General features: G+C 55.7%; 13 protein-coding genes. 8 read left to right on the top strand and 5 right to left on the bottom strand.

All coding sequences use genetic code 11. The features are described 5' to 3' along the window. Positions 1 to 87 precede the first annotated feature (87 nt). Positions 88 to 2,772 (top strand): YncE family protein, encoded by a 2,685-nt coding sequence (locus J2I47_RS08975; protein ID WP_207364221.1) that lies wholly within the window; start codon positions 88 to 90, stop codon positions 2,770 to 2,772. Positions 2,773 to 2,830: 58 nt separating this feature from the next. On the opposite strand, the gene J2I47_RS08970 is transcribed toward J2I47_RS08975, so the two are convergent. Then, positions 2,831 to 4,273: a DASH family cryptochrome gene (locus J2I47_RS08970; RefSeq protein WP_207364220.1), complete on the bottom strand. Its 1,443-nt coding sequence runs from the start codon at positions 4,271 to 4,273 to the stop codon at positions 2,831 to 2,833. 173 nt (positions 4,274 to 4,446) lie between these two features. Here J2I47_RS08970 and J2I47_RS08965 point away from each other — a divergent pair, with 173 nt between their 5' ends. Beyond that, on the top strand, positions 4,447 to 5,808 hold the full coding sequence (locus J2I47_RS08965; RefSeq protein WP_207364219.1) for an OmpA family protein: 1,362 nt from the start codon (positions 4,447 to 4,449) through the stop codon (positions 5,806 to 5,808). 130 nt (positions 5,809 to 5,938) lie between these two features. On the opposite strand, the gene J2I47_RS08960 is transcribed toward J2I47_RS08965, so the two are convergent. After that, on the bottom strand, positions 5,939 to 7,846 hold the full coding sequence (locus J2I47_RS08960) for an amidophosphoribosyltransferase (protein ID WP_207364218.1): 1,908 nt from the start codon (positions 7,844 to 7,846) through the stop codon (positions 5,939 to 5,941). A gap of 273 nt (positions 7,847 to 8,119) precedes the next feature. Between J2I47_RS08960 and prfA the strand changes: the two genes are divergently transcribed. Then, positions 8,120 to 9,193 carry a peptide chain release factor 1 gene (prfA, locus tag J2I47_RS08955; RefSeq protein ID WP_207364217.1) on the top strand — a complete coding sequence of 358 codons (1,074 nt, stop codon included), beginning with the start codon at positions 8,120 to 8,122 and terminating at the stop codon, positions 9,191 to 9,193. Between the two features lie 46 nt (positions 9,194 to 9,239). Next, complete coding sequence (locus J2I47_RS08950) at positions 9,240 to 10,028, top strand: hypothetical protein (protein WP_207364216.1); 789 nt, start codon at positions 9,240 to 9,242, stop codon at positions 10,026 to 10,028. A 117-nt stretch (positions 10,029 to 10,145) separates the two neighbouring features. Here the strand turns inward: J2I47_RS08950 and J2I47_RS08945 are convergent, their stop codons facing one another. Next, a complete protein-coding gene (locus tag J2I47_RS08945; RefSeq protein ID WP_207364215.1) occupies positions 10,146 to 13,121 on the bottom strand; it encodes a TonB-dependent receptor in 2,976 nt (991 codons plus the stop codon). Between the two features lie 169 nt (positions 13,122 to 13,290). Between J2I47_RS08945 and J2I47_RS08940 the strand changes: the two genes are divergently transcribed. From J2I47_RS08940 to J2I47_RS08925, 4 genes are all read left to right on the top strand, one after another. Next, positions 13,291 to 14,070 (top strand): DUF547 domain-containing protein, encoded by a 780-nt coding sequence (locus tag J2I47_RS08940; protein ID WP_207364214.1) that lies wholly within the window; start codon positions 13,291 to 13,293, stop codon positions 14,068 to 14,070. Positions 14,071 to 14,402: 332 nt separating this feature from the next. Next, on the top strand, positions 14,403 to 14,993 hold the full coding sequence (locus J2I47_RS08935) for a LemA family protein (RefSeq protein WP_207364213.1): 591 nt from the start codon (positions 14,403 to 14,405) through the stop codon (positions 14,991 to 14,993). A gap of 132 nt (positions 14,994 to 15,125) precedes the next feature. Then, positions 15,126 to 15,551, top strand: a complete 426-nt coding sequence (locus tag J2I47_RS08930) for a TPM domain-containing protein (RefSeq protein ID WP_207364212.1) — start codon at positions 15,126 to 15,128, stop codon at positions 15,549 to 15,551. A 37-nt stretch (positions 15,552 to 15,588) separates the two neighbouring features. Continuing rightward, positions 15,589 to 16,410: a TPM domain-containing protein gene (locus J2I47_RS08925; protein WP_374759901.1), complete on the top strand. Its 822-nt coding sequence runs from the start codon at positions 15,589 to 15,591 to the stop codon at positions 16,408 to 16,410. Positions 16,411 to 16,491: 81 nt separating this feature from the next. Here the strand turns inward: J2I47_RS08925 and J2I47_RS08920 are convergent, their stop codons facing one another. Both J2I47_RS08920 and J2I47_RS08915 read right to left on the bottom strand, forming a co-directional pair. Continuing rightward, positions 16,492 to 18,057, bottom strand: coding sequence for a SusD/RagB family nutrient-binding outer membrane lipoprotein (locus J2I47_RS08920; RefSeq protein ID WP_207364210.1), 1,566 nt, complete (start codon positions 18,055 to 18,057; stop codon positions 16,492 to 16,494). 93 nt (positions 18,058 to 18,150) lie between these two features. Continuing rightward, complete coding sequence (locus J2I47_RS08915) at positions 18,151 to 21,189, bottom strand: SusC/RagA family TonB-linked outer membrane protein (RefSeq protein ID WP_207364209.1); 3,039 nt, start codon at positions 21,187 to 21,189, stop codon at positions 18,151 to 18,153. Positions 21,190 to 21,712 lie beyond the last annotated feature (523 nt).

The raw sequence follows: 21,712 nt of genomic DNA, 5'->3' as shown, positions 1-21,712 counted from the left end.
CTATTAACTTCGCGCGGTTTGGCTTCACGCTGGTTGCTATTGCGCAGTAGGTTGCTGACGCCTAGCCACTACACAACACATTACCTGATGTTACTCAACAAAGCCCTACTAGTCAGCTTGTTATTTGCCTCTTCGCTAGCCACGCTGGCGCAGGTAAAAACGCGTTCCCTGCATCGCCGGGCCTTGCCGGTTCGCCGGGTCGTTGCCGACACCCGCACCCTGGCCGATTCGCTACCCGCACTGATGCCCTACAACCGCACCATCGACGCGGCGGGAAAAGCCCTTTCGTTTGGCGACCCAAAACTGGAAAACCACGCCCTTGATGTAGCGGCTATTCCCGGTACACAGCTGGTCGTGATTGAAGATCGGTATGGCCTTGCCGTGCTGGACCGGGTAACGCAGACGATTACGTACCGGTGGAGCCTGCGCGACCATGCGGCAACGAGAAGCATGATGAGCACGTTTTCGGGCATCGAAGCGGTGGTTTTTCGGGAGAAAACGTACCTGATCTGGGGCGCATCGGAACGCGAAAAAGGTAAGTCGGGCGTGGTGGTGGCAACCTGGGCAGGGGGCAAAATTGAGGCAGTAGACGTGATCCCGTTTGCGCCCGTGGCCCCTTCGCCCCTGGCACTGCCCAACGACGTAGCCGTGCAGCGGGAAGGCGACGAAGCATTTTTGTACATCGCGCTGAACGGCAACAACCAACTCGTAAAAGTGCGGTTGTCGGATCGGCAAACCGTCTGGACTGTCCCCGTCGGCGTGGCTCCCTACGGCGTAGCGCTGGCCAATGGCCGGGCGTTCGTGACCAACTGGGCAGGGCCGGTACCGGTCGTGGATTCGACCAATTCGGCCAGCAAAGCCGAAACGGCGGGCGTTCCCTGGGGGCAGGCCTATATTGACCCAAAAACGGGGGCCATGTCGCGCGGAACGGTGTCGGTCATTGATCAGGCTACGGGCCGGGCGGAGGCAGAAATAAAGGTCGGGCTGCACCCAAACGCCATTTTAAGTAGTACCGACGGTAAAACAGTGTACGTTGCCAACGGCAACAGCGATTACATCTCTGTCATTGATCCGCAGACACGGCAGGTAACAGATTCCATCTTCGTGGGCCTGTTCGATTCGGCCAGGCAGTATGTGGGCAGCACCCCCAACGCCCTCGCGTTGGACTCTGCAGGCACCACGCTTTACGTATCGAACGGCCTTGACAATGCCGTTGCCGTAGTATCGCTGACCGCCCCCAAAACAGCCAGCCGGGTGCAGGGGTACATCCCGACACAGGCCTACCCCGCCGGGCTGACTTTGCTCGATAACAAACTGTTTGTCTGCAACATAGAAGGTAACGGTGCCCGTGCGCTAACACCCGTTGAGCAGGGTGGTCAGGGGCGCAATCCGCGTATCAGCCAGAATGCGTATACCGCTCACCGACAACTGGCGACGGTTTCCGTTATCCCCCTGCCAGCCAACGCCCAATTGCCGATCTATACCGAGCGCGTTCGGCAATCGAGCATGCAATTCCGGCTGGCCCTGGCGGCGCGGTTGCCTCGTCCCGGTGTTCGGCCCCGACCTGTGCCGGAGCGCATCGGCGAACCGTCGGTGTTTAAGCACGTGGTTTATATCATCAAAGAAAATCGCACGTATGACCAGGTGCTGGGCGACATGCCCGAAGGTCGCGGCATGCCTTCACTCTGCGTTTTTGGCGACAGCACTACGCCCAATCAGCACCGGCTGGCGCGGGAGTTTGTCTTGCTCGACAACTACTATGCCTCCGGAAAATCGTCGGCCGAAGGCCACCACTGGGTCGACGCGGGTATGGTGACGGACTACACTGAAAAGAGCGTGCGGGCGTGGTTCAGGAGCTATCCGCATGTGCTTTACGATGCCCTCGTCTACAACAAAAACGGTTTGATCTGGAACAACGCCCTCGACCACGGCAAGTCTGTTCGCATCTATGGCGAAGCCTGCACCTGCCAGTTCGACAAGAAGCAGTACAACTGGCAAAAACTCTACCAGTTGCGCGAAGCCGGACAGCCTTTTTCCTATACCAATACCACCACAATCTCGCGGGTAAGGCCCATTCTTGCCCCGAACTTCCCCGGCTGCGACGACGAAATCATCAACGACCAAATGCGGGCCGACGCCTTCATTCGCGAGCTAAACGAGACCGCTGCCAAACCCGGCGACACCTGGCCCAACCTGATGGTGATGTCATTGCCCAACGACCATACGTCGGGCCTGAGTCCAGCGTTTCCAACGCCCCGCGCCATGGTAGCCGACAACGATCTGGCTGTCGGACGCATGGTGGAAGCAATTCAAAAAAGCCGGTTTGGGGCCAATACGGTTATTTTTATCACCGAAGACGACTCGCAGGCGGGGTGGGATCATATCTCGGCCTACCGAACCACGGGCTTTGTGATCAGTCCGTATTCACGCCTGAAACGCACGGTTACGACCAACTACAACCAGACGTCGATGCTGCGGACGATTGAACAAATTTTGGGTTTGCCGCCCATGAACGTGATTGATGCCACCGCCCAGCCCATGTTCGATTGCTTCGCTGACCAGCCTGATCTGGCCTCCTACACGGCTCTGCCGAACCGGGTGCCGCTCAACGAAATGAACAAGCCGCTGACGGCCCTGCGCGGCAAGGCCAGACAGTACGCCCGCGAGTCGATGGAGCAGGCCGAAGAGGGCATTGACACGGGCGAAGATGCCAAAACCAACCAGATTCTGTGGTTCTGGGCGCGGGGCAATAAGCCGTATCCGAAAAAGTGAGTCGTGGACAATGGCAGTAGGCAGGCTTCGCGTCAGCACTGCCTACTGCCATTGCTCACTATTTTTTTACCCACTTTGTGGGATTCACCACCGGCATGGGGTAATTGTCGCCTAAAGCAACCTCGTAATCAGCCTGTTGCTGCCGGGTTAATGTCGACACCATGTGCACCCGTTCGGCGGGGACATGGGCTAGTTCGGGGAGCCAGTGCTTTACGTATTCGCCACGTTCGTCATAGCGGCTGGCCTGGCTCAGAATATTGAAGTAGCGATCCTCGCGGGGGTCATTGCCCACACCGGCCACGTAGTTCCAGTTGCCCCAGTTGCTGCACGGGTCATAATCGACCAGCATACTCTCAAAATAGGCCGCGCCCCAGGTCCAGTCGATACCCAGGTCTTTGACCAGAAAACTGCCTACGTTCTGCCGCCCCCGGTTGCTCATGAAGCCCGTGTACTTCAACTCACGCATGTTGGCGTCGATGAACGGGATACCCGTTTCACCCTCAGCCCAGCGTTGAAACAGGTCGAAATCACGCCGCCAGTGTTTGTTTAAATCATGTTTTATCCCGCTTGGCTTGAACAGGCGCGTACCGAATTTGAGGGCCACAAACCGGAAAAAGTCGCGCCAGATCAACTCGAAAATGAGCCAGTAGGTCGAGTCGTTAGCCACGCGTTCCTGTTCGTAGTACTTTACCTCATAGTAAATCAGCCGGGGCGATAAACAGCCGTGTGCCAGCCAGGCCGAGAATTTGCTCGAATAATCTTCGCCCAGCATCCCGTTGCGGGTGTCTTTGTAGGTTTGGATGAGGTCTGTTTCCCAGATATACCGCTCCAGCCGATCCATTGCCACAGTCTCGCCACCTTCAAACGGAACCGCTGCCCGAACATCGGCAGTCAGGGCGTCGGGAAAGCCAAACGTGGCCAGCGTAGGCATCTCGCCGGGGTCAACGTCGCTGATCATGCTGATGTCATCAGAAAAGCATACCAGTTCGCGCACTGGTGCGTATTTCTCTACCCGGTTCCGAAACTGAGTGAAAATGTCGGGCAGTTTGGCAATCTCGAACGGCAGGTCCCGCACGTGATAAAGAGTGCTGGTCCAGAACAGTTCAAGGTCGATGTTGAGTGGCTTCAATCGTTTCGACAGGGCCGATTCCACGTCCGTTTCCTCCGATGTAACCTCTTTGCTGGCATAAATAGCCTGCGCGTCGATGGTTTCGGCCAGGTTGGCCAGAATAGTGACGGGATCACCCACGCGGATGATCAGTTCGGCTCCACGATTACGTAGGTTGTTCCGCAGGTCGGCTACGCATTCGAGCAGGAAGTTTGTGCGAAAAATGCCCGTCTTCTTCACCCCAATCGCGGGTAGTTCGCGAAACTCATGGGGATCAAATATGTAGACAGGAAGCACTTGGACATCCTCCTGGCAAGCAGCAGCGAAACCGGCATTGTCGTGCAGGCGGAGGTCATTTCGGAACCAGTAGAGGATACGGGTGTGAGCAGGCATGATAGTCGATAGAATCTGTCAACTTAGACAGGCGCGAAATGTTACGCTTCAAAAAGCGTACCAATATCCAGACGATACATCCTGCTACCGCTTACTCATCCACACGGTGTACCCTACCAGTATGCCCTTTACTTTTAATAAAATTAGCACAATTCATTAGATCACAGATCCTTATGAGAACGATTACTTGTCTATATTTTTGTTTAACTTATTTCTTCACTGCAGGCAGTTACGCCCAGATACGTATCTACGACCCTGCCCGTGCGGTAGAGCGTAGTGTGGAATACCGTGCCAACAGCCGGGTGAACCAGGGCATAGACCGCGGGCTGGATAAGGTGGAAGAAGGCATCATCAACGCGTTCAAAAAGAAGCCCGCCAAACCTCAGAATTCGGGCCAAAACGGCCAAACGAACGCCACTGAGGCCGTTTCTACCGACGAGACCTATGCCAGACCGGCTAACAGCCGCACGGTTACAGAGGCACCCACCACGCTCCGCGCCTACAGTCGGTTCGACTTTGTGCCGGGCGAAAAGCTACTGGTGGCTGACGATTTCATGCAGGACGCCGTGGGTGATTTTCCGGCCAAATGGAATGCCACCGGGTCGGGCGAGATCGTGACCATCGAGGGGGTACCGGGGCATTGGCTGGCGCTGGGCAAGAAAGGGCAATACCTGCCCGAATACATCAGCAACCTGCCCGAAAACTTCACCCTGCAGTTTGATTTGGCCTGTTCCAATCCGTTTAATTTCTATTCCACGTCCCTCCTTACCACGTTTGCCGCCCTGAAAAACCCCGCCAAAGAGTTTGCCGGTTGGGGCGTTTTCAAGCATAACATCGGCACTGGCACCTCGTTAGGCCTGCACCCCATGGCGGCGGGCAACAAAACCGGCAGCAGCCATATGGACGTGTTCGAGAACGGCGAACGGATCATGAACAACGATTTGATTGTAAACCAGTTCTGGGCTGGTGGGCGCAATCTGGTGAAGGTGTCGGTGTGGCGGCAGCGCCAACGGTTACGTGTATACGTAAACGAAGAAAAGATCTGGGATCTGCCCCGCGCCTTCCTGCCCGACGTGGCCTACAACTCGGTGGTGTTTGCGCTGGGCGACATGCACCGGCCCACAGACAGCTATTACCTCAGCAACCTGCGTCTTGCCGTGGGAGCACCCGACACCCGCAACAAACTCATCACCGAAGGCAGGTTCGTTACGCGCGGCATCCTCTTCGATGTGGGGCAGGCCACCATCAAACCCGAATCGTTTGGTGCGTTAAAAGACATTGCCAACGTGCTCACCGAAAACGCCGACCTGCGCGTACTAATCGTGGGTCATACCGATGCCGACGGCGACGATGCCACCAACCTGACCCTCTCCAAACGCCGCGCCGAGGCTGTCAAAGCGGCTTTGGGTAGCGAATTCGGTATCAACGCCAGCCGCCTCACCACCGACGGTAAAGGCGAAACCCAGCCCGCCATGCCCAACACCACCTCCGAAGGCAAAGCCAACAACCGCCGCGTGGAGTTTATCAAGCAATGAGGAATTGCCCCGTCAGGGACGTAATAGCGCAGCGTCGGTAGAGCTAGATGACGGGACTTCTCGTTGTCAACTCGTCATCTAGCTCTACCGACGCTGCGCTCCTACGTCCCTGACAGGACGACAAGTACCATCAATACGCCCGAACCACCTTGCCTTCCATAAAATTGACAAAGGCCTTGTTGACTACTTTGTTGCCGCCGGGGGTGGGGTAATTACCCGTGAAATACCAGTCGCCGGAGTGGTTGGGACAGGCAATGTGCAGGTTTTCAACAGTTTGGTAAATCACCGCCACGTCAGCTTTCAGGTCTACCACGTCATTGCGGCGGGGGGTGATGATGTCGGCTACTTTGCGCGAAATTTCGTCGTGGGTGAAGGGGGCAAACAGGGCTTTTACGTAGTTCTCCTGCATGGCATTGCCCGACTCAATAGCCGCTACCGCCTGCGCATACACCTCATCGGCGATGTGGTTCAGGCCGCGCTCATTGAGCAGTTGCAACACCGCCCGGAACGCCACGAAATCCTTCACTTTCGACATGTCGATGCCATAGCAGTCCGGGAATCGAATCTGCGGGGCCGACGACACAATCACGATCTTTTTGGGTTCCAGCCGGTCCAGCATCCGTAAGATGCTTTTTTCCAGTGTGGTACCCCGCACAATAGAATCATCAACTACCACCAGCGTATCAACGCCCTTTTTGATCACCTCGTAGGTCGTGTCGTAGACGTTGGCCACCATCTCGTCGCGGTGGGCGTCGTCGGTGATGAAGGTGCGGAGCTTAACGTCTTTGGAAACGAGCTTTTCTATCCGGGGGCGGAACGAGAGTACCCGTTCCAGGTCTTTCTCGAACAAAATGCCCTCCATGATAGCCTTCTTGCGCTGCTTGGCGAGGTATTCTTCAATGCCCTCGACCATACCGAAAAAGGCGGTTTCGGCAGTATTCGGTATGTAGCTGAAGACCGTGTTTTCGAGGTCGTAGTTCACTTCCTCCAGAATCTGCGGTACCAGCAGGCGACCTAGTTTTTTGCGCTCGTTGTAAATATCGGGGTCAGTAGCGCGGGAGAAATAAATGCGCTCAAAACTGCACGACCGCTTCTCGATGGGCTTGATAAACTCGTATTCGCCGTATTCGCCATACTTGTCGATGATCAGCGCATGGCCGGGCTTAACTTCCTGTATTTCGGAGTATTCGATATTGAACGCTGTCTTAATAGCGGGCTTTTCCGAAGCCACGACCACAACCTCGTCATCGGCATAATAATAGGCGGGACGAATGCCCGCGGGGTCGCGGGCCACAAAGGAGGCGCCAAAACCGGTCATGCCCACCATGGCATAGCCCCCGTCGAAGTCGCGGCACGAGCGGTGAAGCACACGCTGCAAGTCGAGGTTGTCTTCGATAATGTCGGAGAGGTCCGGGTTTTCGTAGATGCCCTTGAACCGGTCGAATACGCGCTGATTTTCTTCATCCAGAAAATGCCCGATTTTCTCCATCACCGTCACCGTGTCGACAAAGTCTTTGGGGTGCTGCCCCAGTGAAACGAGCTTGTTGAACAGTTCGTCGACGTTGGTCATGTTGAAATTGCCCGCCATAACCAGGTTGCGGCTGCGCCAGTTGCTTTGGCGGAGCATGGGGTGACAGTTTTCAATGTCGTTGGCCCCGTGGGTACCGTAGCGCAGATGGCCCATCCAGACCTCGCCGGTGAAGGCTACGTTTTCCTGGAGCCATTTGGCATCACTGGCCTTGTCTTTATTTTTCTTCAGCGCCTTGGCAAATTTCTTATTGATCTTGCCAAACACGTCGGCCACGGGCTGACTTTCAACGGACCGGTAGCGGCTGATGTAGCGATGGCCGGGCGGCACGTCGAGCTTAATGTTGGCTACGCCTGCCCCATCCTGACCCCGGTTCACCTGCTTCTCCATCAGTAAAAGCAGCTTATTAGCCGCGTAGAGGGGGGTGCCGTACTTGTCGATGTAATATTGGTAGGGCTTGCGAAGACGCAGCAGGACAATGCCGCACTCGTGTTTAATGGCGTCGCTCATAAGAAGCTTTACCCGTTTGGCACTGGCGCAAACCAGCGCAGTTGGAAGTGTACGTAAGCAGTAGGTTAACGCCGCCACAGACCAGAATCGTTCGGCGCGGCGGCAGTTCCCGAATTATAAAGGTATAAAAGAAAGGGGACCGCAGATGACGCAGATCAGACTGATTCAAGCTGATCTTATATTTCGGTCTGCGTTGATTAATTCAGAAAATTCGCGCCAATCCGCCTGATCTGCGCCATCCGCGGTCCCCTGCCTTCCCCTTATCTTTGTGCTATGATTGAGCAATTGGAATCGATACGCGAACGCTTTGACGAAGTGGCTCAGCAGATTGTGCAGGCCGAGGTGGTTTCTGACCCCAAACGCTTCATGAAGCTGAGCAAAGAATATAAGGAACTTGAAAAGATTGTGCAGCAGTACATGGCCTACCGCCAGACGCTGACCGAAATCGAGAATGCCCGCGAAGTGATCGCCACGGAAAAAGATGAGGAGTTCCGCGACATGGCCAAGGGTGAACTTGATGAACTGGTGCCCCGCCGCGACGAGCAGGAAGCCATCCTGAAAGAGATGCTGATGCCCAAAGACCCCAACGACAGCCGGAACATCATTCTGGAGGTACGCGGCGGCACCGGCGGCGATGAAGCCGCCATTTTTGCGGGCGATATCTTTCGCATGTACCAGCGCTTTTTCGAGAAGATGGGCTGGAAAATGACCCTTGTCGATTTCACCGAAGGCTCGTCGGGGGGGTACAAAGAAATTGTGGTGGAAGTGGAAGGTGAAGACGTCTACGGCAAAATGAAGTTCGAGTCGGGTGTGCACCGGGTGCAGCGTGTACCCGCCACCGAAACGCAGGGACGCATCCATACATCAGCCGCCAGCGTGGCGGTACTGCCTGAGGCTGAAGAGGTTGACGTGGAAATCAACATGAACGACATCCGTAAAGACACGTTCTGTTCGTCGGGGGCGGGTGGTCAGTCGGTAAACACAACGTATTCGGCGGTGCGGCTTACGCACATTCCGACGGGCCTGGTGGTGCAGTGTCAGGATGAGCGATCGCAGCTTAAAAACTTCGACAAAGCCCTGACGGTGCTGCGGTCGCGGCTGTATGAGATCAAGCTCAAAGCCCACAACGACGCCATCGCCTCGCAACGCAAAACGATGGTGGGCAGCGGCGACCGGTCCGACAAAATCCGCACCTACAACTACCCCCAAAGCCGTGTTACCGACCACCGCATTGGCCTGACGGTGTATAACCTCCCTGCTGTCATGGAAGGCGACATCACCCAGTTCATCGAGCAACTCCGCATCGCCGAAAACGCCGAACGGTTGAAGGAAGGCGCGGGAGTTTAGGGCTGTTTTTTTGTATGTTTCGGGTAGTCAAATCCCTACCTGAACCATGCTACCTAACCAAACTCTGGATTCCCCCACTGCCACTGTGGTAACTACGCGTGGCCTGACTGTCAATTCCGTTGCGCTGATCATCCTGACTAGCCTGCTCACTACGGTGCTGCACGAATGCGCCCATTACGTGCCCGCCTACCTGTACGGGTTCAAGCCGGAGCTGCACCACAATTTTGTGGCTTACAATACAGCCGGGCGCGCAACCAATCAACTTGTGGGCATTGCCGCCGCCGGACCGGTTTTTTCGCTGCTACTGGGGGTAATCTGTCTGCTGGTGTCTGTCCACCTGCCGCGCAAGGGTTTTGTATCCCTGTTTCTGCTTTGGATGGGCTTACAGGGCCTGCTCACGTTTTTCGGTTATTTGTTTATCGCGCCTTTTTTCACCTATGGCGACACAGGGTTTGTCTTCGCAACGTTGGGGCTGCCTACGTGGCTGATCATCAGCATTTCGGTAGCCAGTTTTGTCCTGCTCAACGTGGTCTTCAAACGGCTGGCGGGTGAATTTGGCCCTTATGGTCGTGTGGGCCAGTCGATTCCCCAACGGGCTAATGCCCTGCTGCTCTTTCCGATACTGGCATCGGTGGCCTCGGCAGTAGTGCAACTGCCCGTGCCTACGTTTCTTAGTTTATTGGCCCCGGTGATGATGCCGATGGCGTTTCTGAGCATCTACGGCACCTTCCGCCGCACCGATCGCAACCAGCCTACCGTGCCACTAGACCAGATTTCGTGGCTGCTTATTGGCCTGACCCTAGCCATGATCACGCTGTTTCGGCTACTTAGTTAAGTTTAATGTTTAATGTCCAACGTCTAAAGTTGCTCCGCGAGCTACACAGTTCGCGGAGCAACTTTAGACGTTGGACATTAAACATTAAACGTCAAGCCTTAAACATTAAACTCCCTTTTACAACGACACCGTAACGCGGCCGAAGACAAAGCGGCCATTGTAGCCACCCTGGTTGGGCTGATAGAGCAACCGGCCCCGGTTCGAAGCATCGCGACCCGAGTTGTAATCAATCGAACCCGGTGCGTTGCGGGGGTCGATATAGATCTGGTCGGGATAGACGTCGAAGATGTTGTTGGCCCCGATAGAGATGTTCAGCATCTTGTTGAGGCGGTAGCCCAGCACCAGGTCCGTAATCCAGACGGGGTTAAATGTCTGATCGATGAAGGCGTTACCGTCGGCGTCGCGGGCAAACTGGGTGTTCCAGTAGGTACCATCGGCCTTTTTCACGGTTGGGTCGACGTTGTGGATGTATCTGATTTCGCCAAAACGCACCGTCCTGGCCGTAATGTCGAACTTGCCGATGCTGTAGCTCGCGCTCAGGTTCAGCTTGTTCTGGGGCTGAAACACCTCAATGCGTGACCGTTGCTGCCGGTCGAACAGGAGCGTGCGGAACCACTGATCCGGGCTGCGGCCAGAGGCTTCGTTCTGCTTCGGATCGTCGATGAGCGGGGTTGAATTGATGGCCGTCACTTCGTTTTTGTTGAAGTTCACCGCCCCGGTCAGCGTCAGGGTGCCGCTACCCACGTTCAGCCGTTCGTTTAGCACAATGTCGATGCCACGGGTACGGGTATTGGCCGCGTTGGCGAAGAAGTTGACGTTGTTTACGCCTACGTAGTCATTGGCCCCAAAGCCCAGCAACGCCCGCGAAAACGCCCCCGAATACACAATCCGGTTGGTGATGTCGATCTGGTAGGCATCAATGGTAGCCGAGAACCTGCCGAATTTGGCCGTGGCCCCCACCGTCATGTTTACCGACGTTTCGGGCTTCAGCGCGTCTACGCCAATAAACGTCCGGGCAATGGGGTTCTCGTTGTTTACTGTCAGCGTGTTGGATGGGTTACCGCTTACAAACTGCGTACTGGTATTCTGGAAATAGCGCTGGTGCAGGCTCGGTGCCCGGAAACCCGTGCTGATGGCAGCCCGCAGGTTGATACCTTCCAGAATGCCGTAACGAGCCGCCACTTTGCCGTTGATCGTCGAGCCAAAATCGCTGTAATTCTCGAAACGCCCGGCCAGATCAACCAGCAACTTACCGATCTCACTCTCTACGTCCACGTAGAGCGACTGGCTCGTGCGTGACTTGTCGATGGCATCGGTGGGCTGGAAACCTGGAAACACCTGTGAACCGGGCAGGGCCAACGCCGTACCGTTGGCGGGTCCACTGATGAGCAACGGAGCCGCCGGTACTGATTTCTTTAAATCACCACCGATGTACGAATTAGGTTCACCCGCCGTGATGGCATAGTTTTCAAATCGGGCTTCGGCACCAAACGCCAGGTTGACCGACGAGAACGGACCCGGCTTTGTGAACAGCCGTGAGAAGTCAAGGTTCACCGTATTCTGCGTGAAGTTCAGCTTACCCGCGTCGAATGTGGTTTGGGGGCTGCTGTTGTTGGGTAGCGACGCATTGCCCGAATTAAAGACCGAAAACGCGAATGAATTATGGCCGTAGGTGTTGCTCAGGTCCATGGTGAGCGAACCCAGTTTGGTTTTGAACCCGGCAATCAGCGACTGGTCCTGCACGGTTGAGCCAATACCCGGCAAAAAGCCGTCTGGGTAATACAATGACCCGTCGGCGGTGAGGGGCTGCTGCGCCCGCGACACCGGAATCCGGTTGTTACCATAGCCCGTGCCTTTGCGATAGGTTACGCCACCGGCGGCATAGACTTCACTGACGTTGCCCACTGGCAATGAGCCGTTGATAAACACACCCACGTTTTGCGACGCCGAGTTGCCGATGATCATGTTCTGCCGGTTATAACCTCGCTGCTGCACCAGCGTGGCATCGTCGGCGATGAGCTTGGTGCGGAAATCGTTCTGTACCTGCCCCGTGGGCGTTCCCGGAAAGCCGCCCGACGCACCGAGGTAGATCGTGGGGGCGTTGTCGTAACCACTGCGGTTGCTCCGGCCCCGGTCGTTATACTGTCCGCTTACGGTAAGGTAGCCCCGCTGCCCCAGCCGGAACCCTTTCGAGACGTCGAATTGCAGCACTTGTCCGTCGGTGATACTTTGGCTGATGTTTCTTGAGCCACCACCCAGCACCGGCACGTTATAACTCAGGTTGGTCATATTCTGCCCACCCGTGAGCGAAGCCGTCAGGCCCGTATAATCTTTCTTGAGCACCACGTTGATCACGCCCGCAATGGCATCGGAGCCGTATTGGGCCGCCGCACCGTCGCGCAGCACTTCAATGCGCTCGATGGCCGCCACCGGAATCACGTTCATGTCGGTACCCACCGAGCCGCGACCTACCGTGCCGTTGATGTTGAGCAGAGCCGAGGTGTGGCGGCGTTTGCCGTTCACCAGCACCAGCACCTGGTCGGGACCCAGGCCACGCAACGAAGCGGGGTCAACGTGGTCGGTACCGTCGGCAACGGTTTGGCGGTTGGAGTTGAAGGAAGGCGCGACAAAGTTCAGAATCTGCCCCACATCGATCTGCGAGAAACTTTTCATTTCTTTGGCGGTGATCACGTCGACGGGGGCTACCGTCTGCACGTTGGTGCGGGCGGTGGCGGCGCGTGAGCCAATGATGACCACTTCGCTCAGGTTATCGGTCGATTCGGCCAGGGTAGTGTTGATTTCCACGTCGCCGGTGGCGGGCACTGCGGCGGGTTGGGTGGTCGTTTTGTAGCCAACAAAGCTGGTGGCAATGGAATAATTGCCCGCGGCAACCTTAATCTGGTAGTTACCGTTGGCGTCGGTTGTGGCTCCCGTATTGGTACCGACCACTACGACGGTGGCACCCGGTATGGCCGCGCCGCTGTTTTTGTCGGTCACGCGCCCCCGAATTCCCTGGGCCAGCAGCGAAGATATGGTGAGCAAACAGGCAACCAGAAAGAGACCTCCCGTTTTAGTTGTAAATGAAATGTGCATAGGTAATATTGGTTAGTTCAATTCAAAAATAGAATAATATTTGCTCTATGGGTACAATTACAGAGTAATGTGCTGAAGATACCCGTCAATCTTCTCTTCATCTACTAAGCAAATGATCAAAACTTTACCGGCGTTAATGACGTATATCTCCCAAAAACGATCACTACTCATGAAGATCCTACTCGCCCTGGGCCTGGCTGTTTGCCTGTGCTTCGGCTTCGTTTCCTACAAAACCAATGTGAACCTGCCTGTGGGCACGTCAGCGGCAGCACCCAGCCACGCCATATTCAATAAATTGCTGAAAGAACACGTCGACAACAAAGGTATGGTCAACTATAAGGGCTTCGCCAAAGACAAGGCCGAACTAAAAAGCTACCTCGATCTGCTGAGCAAAAACGCCCCCGTCGATAGCTGGAGTAAAGACGACCAACTGGCTTACTGGATCAACGCCTACAACGCGTTCACGATTCAGCTTGTGTTGGATCACTACCCCGTGAAAAGCATCAAAGACATTGGCGCGAAGATCAAAATCCCGTTTGTCAACACGCCATGGGATGTTAAATTCATCAAAATCGGGGGTGAGACCTACGATCTGAACAACATCGAGCACGGCATTATCCGCAAGAAGTTTTCGGAGCCACGCATTCACTTCGCGCTGGTGTGCGCGGCCAAATCGTGCCCCCGCCTGCGCAATGAGGCGTTTGAGGGTAGCCGCCTCGATGCCCAACTCGACGATCAGGGTAGCGACTTTCTGAACAACCCCGCCAAAAACTCGATCACGGCCAAGCAGGCCAGTCTCTCCAAAATCCTGGACTGGTATGGTGGTGATTTCAAGAAAATGAAAGGCATGTCGGTGAAAGACGTAGTGAACAAGTTTTCGAAAACCAAAATCACCGACGACACCAAAATCTCGTACCAGACCTACGACTGGGCACTGAACGAGCAGTAGAAGCGATAGGAACCAGCAGATAAAAGCCAGGAGGCTGCCGCGCACATAGCTTGCGGCAGCCTCCTGGCTTTTTGGCTATGTAGCCCTCTACCCACCACCAGGTCAATTACCTGTGAGGTTCATAACGTATTGGCACGAGGGGTTCGGGACCCGGACCAATTCATGTTGCCGTATGGGCGAATGAATAGGTACAGCAGACATGGAATGACAAAAACGCCGGTAATGCGCTGCAAATGACCACCCAACACCACTGTGTGCCGAAAACTGATAACTGTTATTAGCTTTGAGCCGTTTACGAACCACAAACCAGTTTCGATCAAACCGTAAAAATCATGTCAAGAGGACTAATCATTTTCATTGTTATAGCCGTCATTTTGGGCGTGGCAGGCTGTAGTTCATACAACGGACTTGTGCAAAAAGATACTGCCGTTGAGCAGTCATGGGCCGGTGTACAAACCCAATACCAACGCCGTGCCGACCTGATTCCGAACCTGGTGAAGACGGTGCAGGGGGCTGCCAATTTTGAGAAAAGCACCTTGCAGAGCGTGATTGAGGCGCGCGCTAACGCAACCAGTATCAAACTCACCGCCGACCAGCTTACCCCCGAAAATCTTCAGAAATTCCAGGCGGCACAAGACCAGCTGGGCGGTTCGCTGTCGCGACTGTTAGCCGTGTCGGAAAATTATCCGCAACTACGCGCCACCGAAGGCTTTAGGGAATTGCAGGCGCAACTGGAAGGCACCGAAAACCGCATTGCCGTATCGCGCAATGATTTCAACGGCGTGGTGGGTAACTACAACGTGGCCGTGCGGACGTTCCCGGCCAGCATTTTTGCAGGCATCTTTGGGTTCCAGCGCAAAGGCTTCTTCCAGGCTAGCCAGGCTGCGCAGAGTGCACCGAGCGTGAATTTTGACAGCAAATAGAAAGGAATGAACACTGTATAATGAACAATCGGTCCGCCGATGCGGTACAAGAGTGTTTACTGTGGCGTAAGCAACATTGTGCCGCATCGGCGGACCGATTGTTCATTATACAGTGTTCGTTCAAAGAAAGCCATGCTCCTCACTCCCGAACAGCAACAGCAGTTGATTGCCGCCATCCGGCAGGCCGAACAGGAAACATCGGGCGAAATTCGGGTGCATCTGGAGGCTAACTGCCCCAACGGCGACCCCATGCAGCGGGCCATCGAGGTGTTCAAACACCTGGGTATGCACCAGACGCGCCAGCAAAATGGTGTGCTCTTTTACCTGGCCCACGACGACCGCAAATTCGCCGTACTGGGTGATTCGGGTATCGACGCCAAGGTGCCCGCTGGTTTTTGGGATACCATCAAAGACCTGATGCGGCAGCATTTTGCCAAAAATGACTATGTAGAGGGCCTGAGCCGGGGTATAGAGCAGGCGGGCCGTCAACTGAAACAGTATTTCCCCAGCGTTGATGATGACCAAAACGAGCTATCGGATGATATTTCGCTTGGCTGACCCCTCGGCGCACCTTGTGCCAACACCCTCCGTTCCCGTGATCCACGTTCCCTCTTTTTCTCGTCTTTTGCGGCTGGCTCTTTTTGGTAGCTGGGTTATCGGGCTATTACTGTCGGCACCTCTGCTGGCGCAGACTGTTCCTGACGACAGCCTGCCCAACCGCCCTAACCCACCCCGACTGGTCAACGACCTTGTGGGTATGCTCTCGCCAAGTGAGGTGCAGCAACTGGAGCGAAAACTGGATACCTACAACGATTCGACGTCTACCCAGATTACCATTGTTGTGGTGAAATCGACGGGGCAATATGAAGCGGCCGACTATGCGTTTTCTATTGGCCGGAAGTGGGGCGTGGGGCAGAAAGGGAAGAACAACGGCCTGGTGCTGCTGTGGGCCCCCGGCAACCGCAAGCTCTATATCGCCACGGGCTATGGTCTGGAAGGAGCTATTCCGGATGCCATTGCCAAACGCATTATCAGCCAGATTCTGGCACCCAATTTTAAGCAGCAACAATATTTTCAGGGCCTCGACCAGGCCACTACCGAGATCATCCGTCGGGCCAGCGGCGAATACAAAGCCGACCCACGCGACAGTAACGGCGATACATCGCTGAGCGACATTCTATTCTGGGTGTTCATTGCCGCACTAGTTATCTTCTTTATCTCGCGCCGATCGGGTGGGGGTGGCCGCGGGGGAAGTGGCTACCGGGGCGGCGGTATGTTTCTGCCCTACACCACGTTCTCGGGCTGGGGTAGCTCGTCGGGCAGTTGGGGCGGCGGTGGCGGCGACAGCGGCGGCGGTGGTTTTGGCGGTTTCGGCGGTGGCAGCTTCGGCGGTGGCGGTGCCGGAGGCGACTATTAGCGCGACAACCCGGCCAGCGCACAAAAAGGCCCGCCAGTTCTCTGGCGGGCCTTTTTGTGCGCTGGCCGGAATCCAGACCACCTATTTGTTTTTATCCCACCATAGCGGCGTACTGGCTTTGTCGGGGCCGTTCAGCAAACTTTCGGCGGCCTTCACGGCATCGCCATTTGTTTGCTTTTCCAGGTCCAGGAAAGGAATTCGCCGGATGAACGTGCCCGATGGCAGGTCGGCATTGTCTGAATTGGCAATGGGGTACAGCTTTGGATACCTCGACCGGCGGAACTCGGCCCAGGCCTCCATACCATCGGGGAAAAGGGCCAGCCATTTTTGCGTGCCGATCTGCTCCCGCTGCACTGCTTCTGTGCTGCCCCACTTTACGGGAATGTTGGACAGGGCGGGTGAATTGAGCGCGTCGCCCGGTGCAACCGGCGTTTTGGTGCTGCTAACGTAAGCCGCCACTTTAGCCGCGTCGGTAATGCCCCACTGCTTCATCGACATTTCGATGCCTTTTTCGTACAGGGCCTGCGCCGTGCCGCCCATGGTCCAGCCGTTGAGTGCTCCCTCGGCCCGCAGCAGGTACGCTTCCGACGCATGCATGATATCCTGGGGGGTAGTCTTCTGTGAATCCCAGGCCGAGCCAGCCCCTTTCACCCATCGTTCGCCAATATTCGAGTTGTTATCGTTCGAGTTGGCGGGCTGGTTTAGCTGGGCAGGTAACAATCCGTTGCGCAGGCCCTCATAGGTTTTGGTGCCGCTGGCAGGTTGGAAATACACCCCAATGCGCGGATCGTCGTATCCCTTCAATAGCGATTCGGACGAAGCACTCATCCGGAACTCGTTCCAGACCGAAATGCCAGCCAGCCCGTTGAAGTCATCGCCGTTGAGGGTTTTCACCATCAGTGCGTCGTCAGCGGTGTCGGTCATGACGCCGCCCGCCACGGCGGCTTCGGCTTCGGTTTTGGCACGGGCGGGGTCGACTTTTGAGATTCGCAGGGCCAGCCGCAACCGGAGCGTGTTGGCAAACTTGATCCATTTGGGTACGTCGCCGCCGTAGATCAGATCGAACGTGTTGTAGGGCTTGGCCGACGTTTTGGTCTTCAGCACCGCTGTTGCCGCGTCGAGGCGCTTAAAGAAGTCGTCGTAGATCTTATCCTGCGCGTCGTAGGGCACCGAAAAGGCCGGTTCGCCTGCTTTGAAATAGGGGATGGGCCCATAATAATCGGTGACGCGGTGGAAGGTGTAGACCCACATAATGCTGGCCAGTGCGTTTTCGGGCGAGGCCTTGTCGGTCTGGTCGAGCAGGGTTTTCAACTGCGGCACCACCTGCGTGTAGGGTTGGTACCAGTGCGCCGTGAGCCAGTCCATCCTGACAACGTACCGGTCAGACGGGAAATAGGTTGCCGTGGTGGCGTAGTACTGCGCGTAGAGGTCGGCAAACAGGTTCTGCGCCACCTGGTACTTGTCGAATGGATAGGACGACGCCGATTGTGCTTTGGAAAACAGATAGGGGTATTCTGTTGCCCCCAGCGTTGTCAGCTTGGTCTTGTTGGTATTCAGTTCGGCGAACTTATCTGTGCAACGTGACAGACCCAGCACCAACAGGGCCGCCAACCCACAATAGAGCGTATTTTTTAGTATAGCGTTCATGTCTTTTGGAGAAATGAGAGGCAAAAGGCGAGAAGCGAGAGACAAGACGGCTTCTGTTATCTTGCCTCTTGTCTCTTACCTCTTGCTTCTTGGTTAAAATGCCAGTTTCAGATTAAGGCCCAGGGTGCGGGTAGAGGGCAGGTTGCCGTTTTCAATGCCCTGGAAATTGCCCGCGCCGAGATTCACGTCGGGATCGTACTGAAGCTTACGCTTGTCTACCCCCGGAATATCCAGGATGGCATTGCCGCGGTAGAGGAAAAACAGGTTCCGTGCCACCAGCGACAGCCGCGCCGACTTGATGAACGTGCCGGGTGTGTTGATGGTGTAGCCCAGTGTCAGCTCCCGAACGCGTACGTTGGTGGCGTCGTAGGCAAAAAATTCACCCCACGAATACCGCCCGCCCGATACCGTGGTCCAGAACGTTTCGGCGTTGATGGCTTTGGTGTTGGCTTCGCCGGTGGGCGTCACGGCGGGTAGTATCCAGCCCCCGTCGCGGTTGGCGGTGGTGTAGGCTGCCGTGCCGTCGAAGGCCGAGTTGGCATCGGTACCTGACGCCAGCACGCCGCCAAACTTACCGTCGATCAGGAAGCCGAACGAGAGGTTGCCGTAGGTGAAACTGTTGTTCAGACCCAGCGAAAAATTGGGGTTGAAGTTGCCGATATACTCTGCTTCCTTGCTCGACAGGGGCTTGCCGTTGGCGTCGACAACAAACCGATTCTGGGCGTCGCGCTGCCAGCGGAATGCATACAGGTCACCATACGAGCCGCCCTCCCGTACCACTGGTGTGGCCAGCCGGCCAAAGCTGCCGCCCAGAAAAGACTGCTTGATGTTGGGGTCCAGCGCCACGATCAGGTTTTTGTTGCGGGCGGCATTCAGGGTCAGATCCCATTGCAGGCGGCTACTGGCGGCCAGTGGTTTGGCCGTCAGCGACATTTCAAAACCGGTGTTCTGTACGTTACCGGCGTTGATAAACTGGTCGGAGAAGCCCGATGCCGGTGCCAGACCGAGCGTGAGCAGTTGGTTGCGGGAGTTGGTTTTGTAGAACGTAAAATCCAGGCCCAGCCGGTTGTTGAGAAAACGCACGTCGGCCCCGATTTCGAGCGAGGTTGTAATTTCAGGCTTCAGGTTCTCGATGGGCTTGGTGCCGTCGCGGCTGACAAAGCCCCCCGTGCCGCCCTGCCCGAATGAGTAGGTCTGGGCCAGCCGGTAGGGGTCGGGGTCATTACCCACCTGCGCATACGATGCCCGGATTTTGGCAAACGAGATGGCGTCCGGCAACGTAGTCATGTCAGACACAACGGCCGTGACGCCCACCGACGGATAGAAATACGAGTGCGGCGCGGGCAGGGTGCTCGACCAGTCGTTGCGGGCGGTGACGTCCAGAATCAGGTAGTCATTCAGCGACAGGCTGGCCGTTCCGTATACTGACTCTAACTGCCGCTTCACCAGACCCGTGAACACCTGGAGGGTCCGGGCAAATTGCAGGTCGAACTTGTTGGGCACCAGCAGCCCATTGGCGTTGGTTTGGGTGAAAATGTTGCTGCGGTCATTCACCGATCCGCCAAGGTTGTAGGCTAGTTTTAGCCCGCCACCAAGGCCATTGTTTCCCTGAAACAGGATGTCTATGTTCCGCTCAATGTTCTGGGCGTTGGCTACCTGATACGTACCGCCCGTCTGTGCGTAGAGTAAGGTACGGTCGGCGTACTGATACGTGTTTGCATCGTCGTAGCGGTCGTAGCTGGCCCGGCCCTGCACGCTCAGCCAGTCGGTGAGTTCGTAGCGGGCCGATCCCAGCAGCAGCACCCGGTTGCGAAGTTCGTTGTTGGCAATCCGGTCGACCGTCCAGTAGGGGTTCATGTACACCGACGACGTGGTCCAGTAGCGGGGGTTTCCAGCTTCATCGGCCACGTTCTTGTAGTCGGCCAGGTCTACCGAGCGGGGCACCTTGTAGGCGTTCAACACCACGCCGCCTTCGCCAACCCTGACCTTATTATCAATCGACTGGTTGATGTAGGTGATCTTGGCGTCGGTGGTGAGGCGGCTGCTGATCTGCGTATTCAGCCGCAGGTTGAGCGTATGGCGCGTCAGGTCGTTTTTGGGCACAATGCCCTGGTTGTAGTTGTGGGTGTAGGATACGTAGGACTGGATTTTTTCCGACCCGCCCGTGATGCCCACGCTGTTGTTGGTCGAATAGGCATTCCGGAAAAAATTGGCCACGTTATTCGGGTACGTCGTCGCCCCTTTAACGCCCCAGCTGCCGTTGGATTTGTCGGACGCCACACCGCCGTTGCCCTGCCCATAGTCGTTTTGAAACTGCGGCAACAACGCCGCCGATTCCATGGCCACACCCGAGTTGACGTTCACGTCGACCTTGCCCGATTTACCACGTTTGGTGGTGATCATCACTACGCCGTTGGCCGCCCGCGACCCGTACAGCGCCGAACCCGCCGCCCCTTTCAATACGCTGATGGAGGCAATGTCGTCGGGGTTGATGTTTGATGCCCCGTCCGACCCGTTGAAGCCCCCGAAATCGCTCGTTACCTGTCCGCTATTAGAGTTGTCGATAGGCACCCCGTCGACCACAAACAGGGCGCTGTTGTTGCCCTGGATGGAGCGATTGCCCCGCAGAATCACCCGCGAAGCGCTACCGGGACCGCCCGCGCCCTGCGTCACCACCAGGCCCGCCACCTTGCCGTTGAGGGTGTTGGTAAAGTTGGCGTCGCGCACGTCAGTCAGCTGTCTGCCTTCTACGCGCTGGGCGGAATACGTTAATGTTTTGGCGTTTCGGTCAATACCGAGCGCCGTGGTGATGGTCACTTCCTGAAGCTGCCGGGCATCGGCAGCAAGGACTACGTTGAGTTGGTTTTGATCCGTCCCTACGGTCACTTCTTTCGATAGGTAGCCTACCGACGAAATCGTGAGCGTGGTGCCACCGCTGGGTATCTGAAGGCGAAACTCACCCACCGCGTCGGTCGACGTACCCCGCGACGTACCCTTGATCACTACGTTCGCGCCGGGCATGGGCTGCCCCTGTTCATCGCGCAGGGTGCCGGTTAGCTGCCGATCCTGCGCCCAGAGCGAGGTAATCGACAGCAGAAAAACCCCAAAGCAGATTAGTACGTATTTAGCCATAAAATAACAGGTTTAACGGAAAATTGACGTCAATAGAGATGCACACGTTTAATCGAAATAAAGCCGACCAGTCGCCGCTATAAACCGCCAGGCGACGTATATAATATGGAGCAGAAAATAGAGCAGTTGCCGTATAAAATTGGCTACGAGCTACGGGGCGTTGCGCAGAGAAATACTTACATAAAGGTATAGCTGTAATAGCATCGCTGGACAATACTTTTGATCGCATTTATAATACTATTTTACTGAAATTAACTGATCGTTAAGCGTCGAATAGAGACGCTTTTTCTGCCCGGTATGAAGCGTTGACATAGTGACTGGTTAAACTATTTATGCCTTTCTGCATTGGCGAGAATAAAGAAATTTACACTGAATCATTGATTTTCAGTTAATTGTAAAATGATAATATTGATAAGTTTACGTATATAGTTTGTCTCATACACATCGGTATATTGAGCCTATTGCAGCTGACTAGTGTGTGTGAAGTGAAAGTTAAAACCACTTTTTTGTAGATTAGTATCAC

The sequence above is a fragment of the Fibrella rubiginis genome (assembly GCF_017353185.1).
Classification (GTDB): Bacteria; Bacteroidota; Bacteroidia; order Cytophagales; family Spirosomataceae; genus Fibrella; species Fibrella rubiginis.
This window is presented reverse-complemented; position numbering and strand designations above follow the sequence as displayed.